This is a genomic window from Pseudoflavonifractor phocaeensis (assembly GCF_038439875.1).
Lineage (GTDB): Bacteria > Bacillota > Clostridia > Oscillospirales > Oscillospiraceae > Vermiculatibacterium.
This window is the reverse complement of record NZ_JBCDMT010000002.1, coordinates 342,977-357,970: the sequence shown is the minus strand read 5'-3', so window position 1 is coordinate 357,970 and position 14,994 is coordinate 342,977. Positions and strand designations below refer to the sequence as shown.

Annotated in this window: 14 protein-coding genes; 10 read left to right on the top strand and 4 right to left on the bottom strand. The window is 63.7% G+C overall.

Features of this window, described 5'->3' with window-relative positions:
• Window positions 1-3: 3 nt before the first annotated feature.
• From trkA to AAEU42_RS03735, 6 genes are all read left to right on the top strand, one after another.
• Complete coding sequence (trkA, locus tag AAEU42_RS03760) at window positions 4-1,368, top strand: Trk system potassium transporter TrkA (RefSeq protein ID WP_342232193.1); 1,365 nt, start codon at window positions 4-6, stop codon at window positions 1,366-1,368.
• 48 nt (window positions 1,369-1,416) lie between these two features.
• Window positions 1,417-2,871 (top strand): TrkH family potassium uptake protein, encoded by a 1,455-nt coding sequence (locus AAEU42_RS03755; RefSeq protein ID WP_425288193.1) that lies wholly within the window; start codon window positions 1,417-1,419, stop codon window positions 2,869-2,871.
• Between the two features lie 39 nt (window positions 2,872-2,910).
• The gene (locus AAEU42_RS03750; protein ID WP_342232191.1) at window positions 2,911-3,819 is read left to right on the top strand and encodes a LysR family transcriptional regulator; all 909 of its coding nucleotides are present in this window, start codon (window positions 2,911-2,913) and stop codon (window positions 3,817-3,819) included.
• Window positions 3,820-4,121: 302 nt separating this feature from the next.
• Window positions 4,122-5,288: a hypothetical protein gene (locus AAEU42_RS03745; protein ID WP_342232190.1), complete on the top strand. Its 1,167-nt coding sequence runs from the start codon at window positions 4,122-4,124 to the stop codon at window positions 5,286-5,288.
• A gap of 21 nt (window positions 5,289-5,309) precedes the next feature.
• Complete coding sequence (locus tag AAEU42_RS03740) at window positions 5,310-6,479, top strand: amidohydrolase (RefSeq protein ID WP_342232189.1); 1,170 nt, start codon at window positions 5,310-5,312, stop codon at window positions 6,477-6,479.
• A 44-nt stretch (window positions 6,480-6,523) separates the two neighbouring features.
• Window positions 6,524-7,183, top strand: a complete 660-nt coding sequence (locus AAEU42_RS03735) for a hypothetical protein (RefSeq protein WP_342232188.1) — start codon at window positions 6,524-6,526, stop codon at window positions 7,181-7,183.
• 37 nt (window positions 7,184-7,220) lie between these two features.
• Here AAEU42_RS03735 and AAEU42_RS03730 read toward each other — a convergent pair whose 3' ends face one another.
• The gene (locus AAEU42_RS03730) at window positions 7,221-7,445 is read right to left on the bottom strand and encodes a helix-turn-helix domain-containing protein (RefSeq protein WP_342232187.1); all 225 of its coding nucleotides are present in this window, start codon (window positions 7,443-7,445) and stop codon (window positions 7,221-7,223) included.
• Between the two features lie 138 nt (window positions 7,446-7,583).
• Between AAEU42_RS03730 and AAEU42_RS03725 the strand changes: the two genes are divergently transcribed.
• On the top strand, window positions 7,584-7,835 hold the full coding sequence (locus AAEU42_RS03725; RefSeq protein WP_342232186.1) for a hypothetical protein: 252 nt from the start codon (window positions 7,584-7,586) through the stop codon (window positions 7,833-7,835).
• A 477-nt stretch (window positions 7,836-8,312) separates the two neighbouring features.
• Here the strand turns inward: AAEU42_RS03725 and AAEU42_RS03720 are convergent, their stop codons facing one another.
• Complete coding sequence (locus AAEU42_RS03720) at window positions 8,313-9,524, bottom strand: NADP-dependent isocitrate dehydrogenase (RefSeq protein WP_342232185.1); 1,212 nt, start codon at window positions 9,522-9,524, stop codon at window positions 8,313-8,315.
• Window positions 9,525-9,638: 114 nt separating this feature from the next.
• On the opposite strand from AAEU42_RS03720, the gene AAEU42_RS03715 reads away from it, so the two are divergent.
• Both AAEU42_RS03715 and asnA read left to right on the top strand, forming a co-directional pair.
• Window positions 9,639-10,604 (top strand): LysM peptidoglycan-binding domain-containing protein, encoded by a 966-nt coding sequence (locus AAEU42_RS03715; RefSeq protein ID WP_342232184.1) that lies wholly within the window; start codon window positions 9,639-9,641, stop codon window positions 10,602-10,604.
• A gap of 623 nt (window positions 10,605-11,227) precedes the next feature.
• Window positions 11,228-12,241 (top strand): aspartate--ammonia ligase, encoded by a 1,014-nt coding sequence (gene asnA, locus AAEU42_RS03710; RefSeq protein WP_342232183.1) that lies wholly within the window; start codon window positions 11,228-11,230, stop codon window positions 12,239-12,241.
• A 47-nt stretch (window positions 12,242-12,288) separates the two neighbouring features.
• Here asnA and AAEU42_RS03705 read toward each other — a convergent pair whose 3' ends face one another.
• Entirely contained in the window at window positions 12,289-13,212 is a 924-nt protein-coding gene (locus AAEU42_RS03705) for an alpha/beta fold hydrolase (protein ID WP_342232182.1), read from the bottom strand.
• A complete protein-coding gene (locus AAEU42_RS03700; protein WP_342232181.1) occupies window positions 13,212-14,003 on the bottom strand; it encodes an aldose epimerase family protein in 792 nt (263 codons plus the stop codon). The genes AAEU42_RS03705 and AAEU42_RS03700 overlap by 1 nt, the downstream gene beginning before the upstream one ends.
• 126 nt (window positions 14,004-14,129) lie before the next feature.
• Between AAEU42_RS03700 and dpsA the strand changes: the two genes are divergently transcribed.
• Window positions 14,130-14,993: a dipicolinate synthase subunit DpsA gene (gene dpsA, locus AAEU42_RS03695; protein WP_342232180.1), complete on the top strand. Its 864-nt coding sequence runs from the start codon at window positions 14,130-14,132 to the stop codon at window positions 14,991-14,993.
• Window position 14,994: the final 1 nt, after the last annotated feature.

Sequence of the window (14,994 nt, the reverse complement as noted above, 5' to 3'; positions counted from 1 at the left end):
TATATGAACATCATTATCGTGGGCGACGGCAAAGTGGGCGCCGCCCTGGCCGCGCAGCTTTCCACCGAGGGGCATGACATCACCATCATCGACTCCAATCCCCAGGTGGCGGGCCACAGCGCCGAAAAGCTGGACGTCATGGCGGTCATCGGCAACGGGGCCTCCATGACCACCCTCCAGGAGGCGGGCACCGACAAGGCAGAGCTCCTCATCGCCGCCACCAGCCGGGACGAGCTGAACCTGCTGACCTGCCTGACGGCCAAAAAGCTGGGGGCCAAGCACACCATCGCCCGGGTCCGCAACCCGGAGTACGCCGACCAGCTGGTGGCCATGCGGGACGAGCTGGGGCTGTCCATGACGGTGAACCCGGAGCTCTCCGCCGCCTACGAAGCCTATCAGCTCCTCCAGTTCCCCTCCTTCCTCAAGCGGGAGTCCTTCGCCAAGGGCCGGGTGGAGATCGTGGCCATTCCGGTGGACGAGGGGTCCAAGCTGGCGGGCATCCCCCTCTTCAAGCTCTACGAGATCGCCGGAGTCCAGGTCCTTGTGTGCGCCGTGGAGCGGGGGGAGGAAGTACATATCCCCTCCGGCGGCTTTACCCTGGAGGCAGGGGACACCATCTACGTCACCGCCGGCCTGGCCGACCTGGCCAAGCTGGTAAAAAACCTGAAGCTGGTGGACCGCAAGGTGAAGAACCTGCTGATCATCGGCGGCTCCCGCATCGCCTTCTACCTGGCCCACCGGTGCCTGGACAGCGGCGTCTCGGTGAAGATCATCGAGCGGGACCACCAGCGCTGCCTGGAGCTGGCCGAGGTCCTCCCCGGCGCCGTCATCATCGAGGGGGACGGCTCCCGCCAGGACGTGCTGGACGCCGAGGGCCTGCGGCTGGCCGACGCCGTGGTCACCCTCACCGGCATGGATGAGGAGAACCTGGTTCTCTCCATGTTCGCCAGCCACGTGGGGGTGCCCAAGGTCATCACCAAGATCAACCGCATCGAGTACGCCGACGTGTTCCGCAAGCTGGGCATTGGCTCGGTCATCAGCCCCAAGGGCCTGTGCTGCGCCAATATCGTCCGCTACGTCCGGGCCATGTCCTCCGCCAGCGGCATCGACTCCGTGCTGGCCCTCCACTCCATCGTGGACGGCCAGGTGGAGGCCCTGGAGTTCCTGGCCGGACCGGAGACCCGCCACTGCGGGGAGACTTTGAAGGACATCCCCCTGAAAAAAGGCATCCTGGTCTCCTGCATCACCCACGAAGGAAAAACCATTCTCCCCAAGGGCGACAGCCGGTTTTACCCCGGTGACACGGTCATCGTGGTCACCGCCGGGGACCACGCCATCAGCGATCTGGACGACATCTTCTCCGACTGACCCGGCGAGGGGCGCGCCCCTACCTTATGACTTGGATGTGTGTGTGCATTGAATCGGAAAATGATTGGAAAGTTCCTGGGGTTCCTCCTTTTGCTGGAATGTCTCTTCCTCCTGCCCCCGGCCCTGATTTCCGCCATGGACGGGGAGGGGAGGGCCCTCCGGGCCATTTTTACCACCATGGCCATCTCGGCCGTGGTGGGCGGCGCCCTCTCTCTGGGCTGCCGCAACGCCCAGCGCAGCTTTTACGCCCGGGAGGGCTTCCTCATCGTGGCCCTGGGCTGGATCGTCCTGTCCATGGTGGGGGCCCTCCCCTTCTGGCTCTCTCAGGAGATCCCCCACTACGTGGACGCCGTGTTCGAGGTCATCTCCGGCTTCACCACCACCGGAGCCTCCATCCTCACCAACGTGGAGGCCATGAGCCGGGGCCTCCTCTTCTGGCGCTCCTTCACCCACTGGCTGGGGGGCATGGGTATCCTGGTGTTCCTGCTGGCGGTGGTGCCCACGGGCAAGGGGGGCTACTCCGTCCACCTCCTCCGGGCCGAGAGCCCCGGCCCCAGCGTGGGCAAGCTGGTGCCCAAGATCCGCCAGACCGCCGCCATCCTCTACCTCATTTACGTGGCCCTGACGGTGCTGTGCGTGGCCTTCCTCCTGGCCGGGGGCATGTCCCTCTTCGACAGCCTGTGTACCGCCTTCGGCACCGCCGGCACCGGCGGCTTCGGGGTGAAGAACGACTCCATGGCAAGTTACAGCCCCTATCTTCAAAGCGTCTGCACCGTGTTCATGGCCCTCTTCGGGGTCAATTTCAGCATCTACTTCCTTGTCCTCCTGGGCAAGTTCAAGCAGGTGCTCCACTCTGAGGAGCTGGGGGTCTACCTGGCCATCCTCCTGGGCTCCATGGCTGTCATCACCGTGAACATCCTCCCCCTCTATTCCGGCAGCATCGGCGCCGCCTTCCACGACGCGGCCTTTACCGTCTCCAGCATCATGACCACCACAGGCTTCGCCACGGCGGACTTCAACCTCTGGCCCCAGCTCTCCCGCAGCATTTTGGTGGTGCTGATGGTGGTGGGGGCCTGCGCCGGGTCCACCGGCGGCGGCATCAAGTGCGCCCGGCTGGTGCTCCTCTACAAGTCCCTGGTGGCCCGCATCCGCCAGACCTTGCGCCCCCGCAGCGTCAACCTGGTCCGGGCGGAGGGCCACACGGTGCCCGACGAGGTCTTGCAGGGCGTGAGCACTTACATGTCCGCCTACTCCGCCATCGCCGTGGTCTCCTTCCTCATCCTGTCCCTGGACAACTTCTCCCTGGAGACCAACCTCACCGCCGTGCTGGCCTGCCTGAACAACATCGGCCCCGGCCTCGACATGGTGGGCCCCACCAGCAACTATTCCCTGTTCTCAGACCTGTCGAAAATCGTCCTCATGCTGAACATGCTCCTGGGACGCCTGGAGATCTTCCCCATCCTGATCATGCTCTCCCCCCGGACCTGGCGGAAGGCCAACTGAAGCCCCTTCCCACCCACCACTGCGGAAAAGGAGGTCCCCATGCAGCTCCAGCAGCTTCAGTACTTCAAAGAGGTAGCCGACCACGGCAGCTTCAACAAGGCCGCCGACGCCCTCATGATGACCCAGCCCAATCTGAGCCGTGCCATCCAAAAGCTGGAGAGCGAACTGGGCCTGACCTTCTTCCTGCGGGACAATAAGGGGGTCCAGCTCACCGAGGAGGGAAAGATCCTCTACCAGTATGTCTGCGGCATCCTGGACCGCATGGAGATCATCCGCAGCATGTCCCAGAAGGAGGCCCCCCGGGTGCTGACGGTGTCCGCCTTCCCCACCCTCACCTCCTCCGGCCTCCTCCAGCAGCTCTATGAGCGCTACCGGAAAAACAGCATCCACTTCACCCTTCGGGAGGCCCGCATCTCCGAGATCATCGACGACGTCCACCAGCTGCGCTCGGAGCTGGGCATCATCCACGTCAACCAGGTCCAGCGCAGCCAGGTGCGCAACCTGCTGGAATACCGCCAGCTGGAGTTCCACCCCATCTGCAACGACACCTGGTACGCCTACCTGGGCCCCCACAGCCCCTTCTACCACCTGCCCCAGGTCCCTATCCGGGACCTGCTGGAATACCCCGTCCTCCGGGCCCCCGACGACTACTTCTCCCTGGTCACCTCCCACATGGTCATCGACGGCGTCAGCCTTTTGAACGGCACCAAGCGGGTCCTCTTCCTCAACAACGAGGGGGCCATCATCAACCTCCTGCGCACCACCGACGCCTTTACCTTCGGCATGAGCTGGAACCGGGACTTCTACGCCGAGCTGGGCATCGCCTGCAAGCCCATCGTCAACTGCGACGTGGAGATCTCCCTGGGCTGGATCAAACGGAAGAAGGAGCGGCTGTCCGGCGAGGCCGAGCGCTTCGTCTCCCTGCTGGAAAAAAATTATACCCCCTGAATCCGCACCTCCCAAAGCGGGGAGCCGTCTGATCGACGGCTCCCCGCTTTTGCGTCCCGTTCTAAAAAGCATTGCTGGGCAATACTTTTTCTTTATTTCCCATATCGCAGGCATAACTGAGCTATATTTTATTAAGATTATACAACAGAAGATCTAAACTCTATAATTTATTTATGGAAAACATCCAACACCCGACCGTTTGGAAAGGAGGTTTGGACACAGCGCCGCCGGATCGCCGCCCCTGTTGTTTGTGTCAGTTGTCAACGCGGACGTATCAGCCAAGTTGGAAAAGGAGGTTCCCTATGCTGCCGATTTTTGCGCTCGCCGTCCTGTTAGCCATCTACGCCCTGGGTGAGATCGTCGCCCAGAAAACCAAAGCCGTGCTGTCCATGACCCTGGTCATCGCCCTGGTGCTCCTGGTCGGGTTCTGGTGCGGCCTGCCCCCCACCATCTTTGACGACGCCGCCATCCCCGGGGCCGGGATGCTCCTGGTGGGCATTCTCATCACCTCCCTGGGCACCCGCATCGACTTCGCCGAGCTCCGCCGCCAGTGGAAGACCGTCATCATCGGCGTGGTGGGCGTCTCCGTTGCCGTGGCGGGCATCATCCTGGTGGGCCAGTTCGTCATCGGCCGGGACATGGCTATGGCCGGGGCCCCCATCTTCGCCGGCGCCAATACCGCCTCCCTGGTGATGATCGACGCCCTGGGCAAAAAGGGCCTGAGCGAGCTGAGCACCTTCTGCATCCTCATGCTGGTCACCCAGAACTTCGTGGGCATCCCCGTGGCCTCCCAGCTCCTGCGGAAGGAGGCCAAGGATATGCTGGCCCGCCCCGACCAGCTCCGGCTCTACATGCACACCCAGGCCGAGGCCGAAGAGGCCAAGCGCCGCAAGCCCCTTCAGCTCCCCGAGATGTTCGCCAAGCCCTCGGTGTACCTGTGCAAGCTGGCCCTGGTGGCCACCGTGGCCAACGTGCTGGCAAGCCTCACCAAGGGCAAGATCCACTACTTCGTCTTTGCCCTGCTGCTGGGCATCCTCTTCTACGAGCTGGGCTTCCTGGAGGAGGACTCCCTCACCAAGAGCCACGCCAGCACCTTCATCCTCTTCATCACCACCGTGGTCATCTTCACCAACCTGGCCAACACCACCCCCCAGCAGGTGCTCAGCATGCTCCCCGCCCTTCTGCTGTGCCTGGGCATCGGCGTGGTGTTCGCCGTCGCCGCCGGCTTCGTGCTCGCCAAGGTCCTCAAGGTGGGCACCGGCCTGTCCATCTCCATCATCCTCACCTGCACCTTCGGCTTCCCCACCACCCTCTTCATGCCCCAGGAGGTGGCCCAGGCCATCGGCCGCACCGACGAGGAGAAAGCCGCCCTGCGCAACTACTTAGAGCCCAAGATGATCACCGGCGGCTTCGTCACCGTCACCATTTTCTCCGTCATTCTGGCCGGCATCGTGGCCGGGATGCTGTGACATCGGGAAAGGAGTTTTTTCATGGTTCTGGAATTGGCCCATAAATATCACCCCTACATGGTGGACCTGCGCCGCCACTTTCATATGCACCCCGAGCTGAGCTTCCACGAGGTGGAGACCTCCAAACGGGTCCAGGCCGAGCTCACCAAGCTGGGCGTCCCCTTCCAGGTGGTGCCGGGGAGCAACTGCGTGGTGGGCACCATCGAGGGCGGTAAGCCCGGAAAGACCCTGGCCCTCCGGGCGGACATGGACGCCTTGTCCATCCAGGAGCTGTCCGACCCCCCCTATAAATCCACCGTCCCCGGCGCCATGCACGCCTGCGGCCACGACGGCCACACCGCCGCCCTCCTGGGGGCGGCCCACATCCTCATGGACTGCCGGGACCAGCTCCAGGGCACCGTCAAGCTCTTCTTCGAGTCCGGTGAGGAGCTGGGCGGCTCCATGGACACCCTGGAAAAAGAGGGGTTTTTGAAGGGCCTGGACAACTGCTTCGGCATTCACATCTGGGCCGACGTGCCCGTGGGCAAGATCTCCTGTGAGCCGGGAGCCCGGATGGCGGGCACCGACCTCTTCACCCTGAAAATCACCGGCAAGGGGGCCCACGCCTCCACCCCCAACCAGGGGGTGGACGCCATCGTGGCCGCCGCCTCGGTCATCATGAACCTCCAGACCATCGTCAGCCGGGAGCTCTTCCCCCAGGACGTGGGGGTCATCACCATCGGCAAGCTGACGGCGGGCCAGCGGTTCAACTCCATCGCGGACGAGGCCATTTTGGAGGGCAACCTGCGCTCCTTCGACCCCATCATCCGGGACAATTACTGCAATATGATCAACCGTGTGGCGGAAAATACCGCCGCCGCTTTCCGAGCCAAGAGCGATATGATATACTATCTGAAAGGCACCCCGCCCCTCATCAACACCAAGGAGGGGGCCGACTTCGGCAAGTCCGTTGCCGTCAAGCTCCTGGGGGAGGACTGCGTGGCCGACCTGCCCCCCCTCATGGCCGGGGAGGACTTCGCCACCTTCATGGAGAAGGTGGGCGGCACCTTCATGTTCGTGGGCGGCGGCTTCCCCGACCGGGAGAACGCCCCCCACCACAACGGCTGCTTCGACATCCACGAGGATTCCCTCTGGATCACCGCCGCCATCCACGCCCAGTACGCCATCGACTACTTGAGACAGGACCCCTGACGGGCAAGCCCGTCCCGGCCCGGAAAAGATAGGAAGTGCGCCCCATGCTGAACATCCGAAAAGACCCCGCCCTCACCCAGCGCGGCATCCCCTTCGGCCTGGTGGAGGTCCGCTATCCCGACCCCGCCGCCTGGCGGGCGGAGGACTTCTACGCCCTGGCCGAAACCGGGCTGGCCGGATTGAAGGAACGCTTCGCCCAATATGACCGCAAGGCGGTCTTTTCGGAGCATCCCTACTCCCGCTTCTTCAAGAAGTTCAAAAAGACCTACCCCGTCATGCTCCAGCTGGAGTCCTTTCTCCTCAAGGGCCGCCCCTTCCCCCGCTCCAGCCCCGCGGCGGAGGTGCCCTTCCTGGCCGAGCTCATGACCCTGGTCCTCTCCGGGGCCCACGACGTCCAGGGGGTCCAGGGAGAAATATGCCTCTATTCCGCCCTGGAAAAGGAGCCCTTTCCCGGCATGCGGGGGGAGGAGGCCCACACCTACCCCGGCGACGTCTGCGGCCGGGACGAGGGGGGCGTCATTTTCAGCATGATTGCCGGGGCGGACGAGCGCACCTGCGTCAAGCCCGGCAGCCGCCATGTGTTCTACCCCGTGTTCGGCGTCCCGGACCAGCCCCCGGAGGCCTTGCGGGAGCCCATGGAGCAAATCGCCCGCTACGCCCGGACGCTCTCCCCCGGGGCGGAAGTGGAAAGTATGGTTCTATGAGCGGAAAAGAGCCGCCCCCGGTTGGGGACGGCTCTTTTTATTCGTCGTTCGATAAAATTTCGTCCGTGGTGACACCCAAAACCTGGGCCAGCCCTTTTAACTCCACGTCCGTCACAAACCGCTTTCCGCACTCGATTTGCTGGATCGCGTTTTTTCCCAGATCCACGTCAATGAGCTGGAGCCTGTCGGCCAGCATCCGCTGTGACACCTTTCCGGGCAGTTGAAGCCGCAGCTTTGCTATCTTGGGGCCGGAAATATTCATTTTTCCATCTTCGGCTTTATTTTTAAACACGCTTCTACCCTCATTGACATTGAATGCTTGTCATTTTAAGTAGAATTATATGTTATATTTTCCCTCAAGATGACCTTTACCACGGGTCAATTTACGGAGGGCTATAAAATGCTGGACGAAGCACTGGAAGAACTGTTTCAAGCCGCTACGGACTTTTTGGACGGGGAATTGGCCCAAACGCAGGAATATTTAGACCTGTTAAAGGAGCGCTCCGACCTGGAAGATGCGTTGATGCGAGTGTACGACTCCCGCTTCAGTCGGTTCCTGTTCAACTATTCCATGTGCATTTTGATGGAGGAAGATATCGTGGCCCGCCACTATTTTGAGCAGGGCTACCTGGCCGCCGGCGGGGGCGTCTGACAGGCGCCCGGGAAGTTGGGGGGCTATTCTTTCTGGAAAGAATAGCCCCCCACCCCCCCAAGAAAGCACTCGGGGGAGAGAGTTTCGACTCTCTCTCCCCCGAGACCCCTACTCTCAACGACCAAAGGAGAGGCACCTGCGGGTGCCCCTCCTTTGGAAACCTCCCCGAGTTGTCCACAAGAGCGAGAGAAAACCCCAGGGCCGCACTTCGTAGCGGCCCCGGGGTTCGTTTTCCTATTTCCAAAGCCTTCCCTCGGGGTTGGCTGTCCGTTAGCGGCTGTGCCCGCCCTTGGCCTTCCCCTTGGGGGAAGGTGGCAGCCCGAAGGGCTGACGGATGAGGGGAACTGAGGAAAACGGGAAAGGCCCTGCTAAAGGGATAAGTTCCCCTCATCAGTCTGCTTCGCAGACAGCTTCCCCCAGGGGAAGCCTAAGACCATTGCCACGGGCTCCCCCCACGCGGGACGTACCGTCTCTAAATCACAGCCGCTTCTCCAGCTCCCCCCGGATGGCCTTCAAAAACGCCACACTGGTGACAGCCTTGGCGGGGCTCTTCCCCTCCCAAAGCCCGGCCAGGTCCTTGGTCATGGTCCCGCCCTCGATGACGGCCACGCAGGCCTCCTCCAGCTTCCCGGCAAACTCCCCCAGGGCGGGGATGCCGTCCAGCTCCCCCCGCTTGCGCAGGGCCCCGGTCCAGGCGAAGATGGTGGCCATGGGGTTGGTGGAGGTTTCCTCCCCCTTGAGGTACTTATAGTAGTGCCGGGTGACGGTGCCGTGGGCCGCCTCGTACTCGTAGTTCCCCTCGGGGGAGACCAGCACGGAGGTCATCATGGCCAGGGAGCCGAAGGCGGTGGACACCATGTCGCTCATCACGTCGCCGTCGTAGTTCTTGCAGGCCCAGATAAAGCCCCCCTCGGAGCGGATGACCCGGGCCACCGCGTCGTCGATGAGGGTGTAGAAATACTCGATGCCCAGGGCGTCGAACTTGTCCTTGTACTCGGCGTCGAAAATCTCCTGAAAGATGTCCTTGAACCGGTGGTCGTACTGCTTGGAGATGGTGTCCTTGGTGGCGAACCACAAGTCCTGCTTGGTGTCGATGGCGTACTGGAAGCAGGACCGGGCGAAGGAGGAAATGGACTCGTCGGTGTTGTATTGGCCCTGAAGGACGCCGGGGCCCTGGAAATCAAAGATGGTCTGGCGCTTCTCCGTCCCGTCGGCGGCGGTGAACACCAGCTCCGCCTTCCCCGGCCCCTTGGGCTGGAACTCGCTATTTTTGTACACGTCGCCGTAGGCGTGGCGGGCGATGGTGATGGGCTTTTTCCAGTTCTTCACCACCGGGGAGATGCCCTTGACCATGATGGGGGCCCGGAACACCGTGCCGTCCAGGATGGCCCGGATGGTGCCGTTGGGGGATTTCCACATCTCGCTGAGCTTGTACTCCTCCACCCGCTGGGCGTTGGGGGTGATGGTGGCGCACTTCACCGCCACGCCGTATTTCTTGGTGGCCTCGGCGGAGTCCACCGTCACCTGGTCCTTTGTCTTTTCCCGCTCGGGGAGCCCCAGGTCGTAATACTCGGTCTTTAACTCCACGAAAGGCTCCAGAAGTTCCTGCTTGATCTCGCCCCAGAGGATACGGGTCATCTCGTCCCCGTCCATCTCCACCAGGGGGGTGGTCATTTTGATCTTATCCATGGGTAGCTCCCCCTTTTCGCATTTGTCACAGTTTACCACGATGAAGTAAATAAGTCAACGCCCGGCCCCGGCGCATAGGATGGCGGGAAACTGAATTGACGAGGTGTACCCGCCATGCTGAAAAAACTGCTTTCCGCCCTCCTGTGCGCCCTCTTCCTTCTCCCCTCCGCCCTTGCGGTGGACGGGATGGACGTCAGCGTCTTTCAGGGGGACATCAACTTTAACGCCGCCCGTGCCGACGGCATCGAGTGCGTCTATATCCGCTCCAGCTACGGCCAGTCCGGCGTGGACGAGACCTTCCGGCAGAATTACTCCCGCGCCTCCGCTGCCGGGCTCTCCTTCGGCTTTTACCACTACCTGGAGGCCCGCACTCCCGCCGCCGCCCGCCTGGAGGCCGAGCATTTCGCCGCCCTCCTCCGCCCCCTGACCTACGACTGCCGCCCCGCCCTGGACTTTGAGAACTACCGGAGCCTGGACGAGGCCCAGGCCACCGCGGTGGCCCTGGCCTTCCTCCAGCGGACGGAGGAGCTTTTGGGGGAGCGGCCCATGATTTACGCCGACACCTACACCGCCTCCACCCGGCTGGAGGACGCCCTGGCCGCCTACCCCTACTGGGCGGCGGAGTGGGACGTGGAGACCCCGGATCTCACCGGCACCCCCTGGACCGACTGGACCGGCTGGCAGTATACCGACCGGGGGCTGGTCAGCGGGGTCAACGGTTACGTGGACCGGGACCGGTTCACCGACGGCGTTTTCCTGGCCGAAGAGGAGGCCGCCTTCCTCTACACCGTCCGCCCCGGCGATACCCTCTGGGCCCTGGCCATCCGCTACGGCACCACCGTGGACGCCCTTGTCAGGCTCAACCACATCCAAAACCCCGACCTTATCTACGTGGGCCAGGTCTTGCGCATCCCCGGCCAGGCCCCGGAATATGAGACCTACACCGTCCGCCCCGGCGACACCCTCTGGGGCCTGTCCATCCGCTATGGCACCACCGTGGCTGAGCTGGTGGAGCTGAACCACATTCAGAATCCAGATTTGATTTATGTTAACCAAGTTTTGCGGATCCCGGTGCGGTGAGGGCTAGTCGCACGTCGGGACGGGGGACCTTCTGGGGGACATTTCTTTTCTGTCTCAGGGAAGGGTGACCTGGCCGGCATAGCCGGCCAGCCTCCGCTAAAAATGCGCCACCGGCGCATTTTCTTAACGCTGCGGCCCCAGACCCCCAAAGAAAAGTCTCTGGTGCTGACCTGCTCGCAGATTCCATTTTTAGTTGAAGTTCTACTGCCCGAAGCCAGGGGGAAAAGCACGGGAGCGTCTGTGCGACCCGTGGCCCCCCTTGCGCCGCTGCCGCTGACACGTGCTTGATACAGCCTGGTCTTTAGCCTTCCCCTGGGGGAAGGTGGCAGCCCGAAGGGCTGACGGATGAGGGGAACTGGGGACATGGGAGAGGCTCTGCCAATCCGACAAGTTCCCCTCATCAGTCTCGCTTCGCTCGACAGCTTCCCCCAGGGGAAGCCTAAGACCTTACGAACCTCAGGACTGTTACAAAGTTTAGGGTCAAGATTTCTCCCCTCCTGCGCATGCGGGACAATGACCCAAAGCCGCCGGAGGGCCGCAGAGCCGCCGCCCCAAGCCCCCCTTGCCTTTTCCGCAGAAAACCCTTATAATGGGTCTACTTGCGAAAAAAGGAGCCAAAACATATGGCCAAGACCGTCATCCCGGAGGGTTACGCCCCCTCCCTGAACCTCTACGACACCCAAAAGGCCATCGGCCTGCTCAACCGTCTCTTCGAGGACACCCTAGCGGGCGCCCTCAACCTCCGCCGGGTCTCCGCCCCCCTCTTCGTGGAGGCCAGCTCCGGCCTGAACGACGACCTCAATGGCGTGGAGCGGCCCGTCTCCTTCGACGTGCCCTTCGCCGCCAAGGACGCCCAGGTGGTCCACTCCCTGGCCAAATGGAAGCGCATGGCCCTCTACCGCTACCACTTCTCCGTGGGGGAGGGGCTCTACACCAACATGAACGCCATCCGCCGGGACGAGGAGCTGGACAATCTCCACTCGGTCTACGTGGACCAGTGGGACTGGGAAAAGGTCATCGCCCCCCGGGACCGCACCGAGGAGTTCCTGCGCCGGACGGTGAACGATATCGCCCAGGCCATGCGGGAGACCCAGCTCACCCTACGCTCCGCCTTCCCCGTCCTCACCAAGCTGCCCCTGATGGCCGGGGAGGTCTCCTTCGTCACCGCCCAGGAGTTGGAGGACCTCTGGCCCCAGCTGCCGCCGAAGGAGCGGGAGCGCCGCTACGTGCAGGACCACCCCCTCACCTTCCTCATGGGCATCGGCGGGGCCCTCAAGTCCGGCAAGCCCCACGACGGCCGTGCCCCCGACTACGACGACTGGAGCCTGAACGGCGACCTTCTGGTGTGGAACGAGGTGCTGGGGGACGCCCTGGAGCTCTCCTCCATGGGCATCCGGGTGGACCCCGACGCCCTGGACCGCCAGCTTACCCTGGCCGGCTGCGACGCCCGGCGGGAGCTGCCCTTCCACAAGCTGCTTCTGGCGGGCAAGCTGCCCCTCACCATCGGCGGGGGCATCGGCCAGTCCCGGCTTTGCATGTACCTGCTGGGCAAGGCCCACATCGGGGAGGTCCAGGCCGGTATCTGGGACCCGGACACCACCGACGCCTGCGAATCCGCCGGGGTCATCCTGCTTTGATCCAACCGCAAAAAGCCCCCTGTCCCGTATCGGGACAGGGGGCTTTTTTATCGCAGGACCTCCGCCATAAGCTCATTGAAGCGCCCGCTCTCGCTCCACTGGGGGAAATGGCAGGACGCCTCAAACCAGAAAAACCGTTTTTCGGTCCGGATGGTCTCATAGTATTCCCACGCCAGGGCCGAGGACACGTGGGCATCGTGCCGGCCCTCCACAAAGATCACCGGCACACCATAGGCGCGGACGTCCTCAAAATCGGTCTCCATAAGCTCCGGCCATAGCCGCTGAAGGGACTGAAGCGACCCCTTCTGCCGCCCCATCAGGTCCTTGAGCCCATATTGGCCCGAAAACAGGAAGGGGGCCACAAGGCTGTTGTAGCTCCTCTTTCCATAGAGGGAGCCCCCCTGCTTCACCACCTGCCCCGTGACGAACAGCAGATCGTCCAGCCAGTGTTCCCCGGTGTAGGCGCAGTCGATGCCCCTCAGCTTTTCCAGCGTCTTGCCCGAGGCTCCGGCGCAGGCGAAGTCATAGGCCCTGCGGCAGGATTCTTTCATATGGACCACCTGGCCGCAGCCCACATAGGCCCGGACCAGCTCCGGGTGCCGTTGGAGGAACCGCAGGCCAAGCACGCTCCCCCAGGAGTGCCCCACCAGGTACAGCTTTTCCTGGTGGAACCGCTCCAGCAGATACCGGGTCAGCGCCATGAGGTCCTCCAGGAACACCTCGATGGTCACCCGCTCCCCGCCGCCGAAGGGGTAATAGGACTTCCCCGTCCCCCGCTGTTCCCAGACGGCCACGGTGAAGTCCCGCTCCAGCGCCCGGTTGTACTTGCGCACCAGCGGCAGCGCGGCGTCGCCGGGCCCCCCGTGGAGGTACAGCAGCAGCGGGGCGTCCTGCCGATCCGCCCGCACCGACACATACTGGGGCACGCCCTGGAGGGGGATCATCCCCTCTTCACAGACCGCCCCGCCCATCAGAGATTGACCGTGACGGCCTGCCGCCAGTTCTTTCTCTCCCCGTGCTCCATAAGCTGGGCGCCGGGTCGGCCCATCAGGTCGTGGCCAAGGCCGGGATAGCCCTGCCAGGGCTCGATGCACACAAAGCCGGGGATGCCGGGCTTGCTCCAGAGGAGGACGTTGGGATAGCCCGCCGTCTCCACCTCCAAATATTTGCCCGTCCCCTTGTGTTCCAGCCGGGCCCAGGCCCCCACGTCGGTATAGCGGATGGAGTCGTCGTCGAAGATGTGAGAATCCAGCGCCACCACCCGGCCGCTCTCAAAGCGCACCTGGTACTCCTCCACCGCCGTCCCCGGCAGGAAGGGGCACCGCAGGGCCGGGTGAAACCCGAACTGGACCGGCATGGACCGGCCCGCCCGGTTCTCCACCGTGCAGGTGGTGACGGCGGAGCTTCCCTCCAGGGTGTGGACCGTCTCGAACCAGAAGGCCCAGGGCCACATGGCCAAGCTCCCCGGCCACTCCAGCCGGAAGGACAGCCGCTCCGGCGTCCGCTCCACCAACAGGTGCTCCATGTCCCGGACGAAGCCGTGGCGTCTGTCCGCCTCCCGGTACTGAAAGCCCCGGTCCTCATACCAGCCATCCTCGATGGCCCCCACCCAGGGGAAGCAGACCGGCGCCCGCCGGGGCCAGATCTCCGCCCTGCCGTCCCACAGCAGAGGCAGTCCCTCCCTGGTGGTCAGGCTGTGCAGCTCCCCGCCGAAGGTGCTGGCGGTCAGGGTCAGTTCGCTATTTTCAATGGTGTACTCCATATTATTCCGCTTCCTTTATCCACAGGTTGCTCCCATTGTACCAGCTTCCCGCCCCAAACGCAACCGCGCACCCATCGCCCACCACCGGAATAGGATGGCCCAGCAAGTGATATGGAGGGAACGCCTATGCGGCAACGATTGAATTTCTGGGTCATCGGGGGAGACCCCCGGCAGATGACCCTGGCCCGGTCCCTGGCCGAGGACGGGCACACGGTACATACTTACGCCTTGGACCGGGGGGGCGAACCGTCCCTGGCCGCCGACGGCCTGGCGGGGGCGGCGGTGGCCGACTGCGTGGTCCTCCCCCTCCCCGCCGCCGACGGGGAGAACCTGAACGCCCCCCTCTCCTCCCTGCGCCTGCCCCTGGCCCAAGTGCTGGACACCCTGCGCCCCGGCCAGCTCCTCTGCGCCGGGATGGCGGACGCCAGGCTGGTCCAGGCCGCCGAGGCCCGGGGCCTCACTCTCCGGGACTACTTCGCCCGGGAGGAGCTGGCGGTGGCCAACGCGGTACCCACCTCCGAGGGGGCCATCCAGATCGCCATGGAGGAGCTGCCCATCACCCTCCACGGCTCCAAGGCCCTGGTGGTGGGCTACGGACGGCTTGGCCACGTGCTGGCCCGGCAGCTGCGCGGGCTGGGGGCCGCCGTCAGCGTGGCCGCCAGGAACTACACAGACCTTGCCTGGGCCCAGGTGTGGAGCTATGGGGTGGAGCGCTCCGACCAGCTCTCCGGCTGGCTGTGCGGCTACGACCTGGTCATCAACACCGTTCCCGCCCCCGTGCTGGGCCGGGCGGAGCTGGCCGATCTGAAGCCCGGGTGTCTGGTCATCGACCTGGCCTCCAAGCCAGGCGGGGTGGACTTCACCGCGGCGGCGGAGCTGGGAGTCAAGGTCATCTGGGCCCTGTCCCTCCCGGGCAAGACCGCCCCCGTCACGGCGGGGCTGGCCATCAAGAATACGATCTACAATATTTTGACCGAGTTAGGAGTGTGAC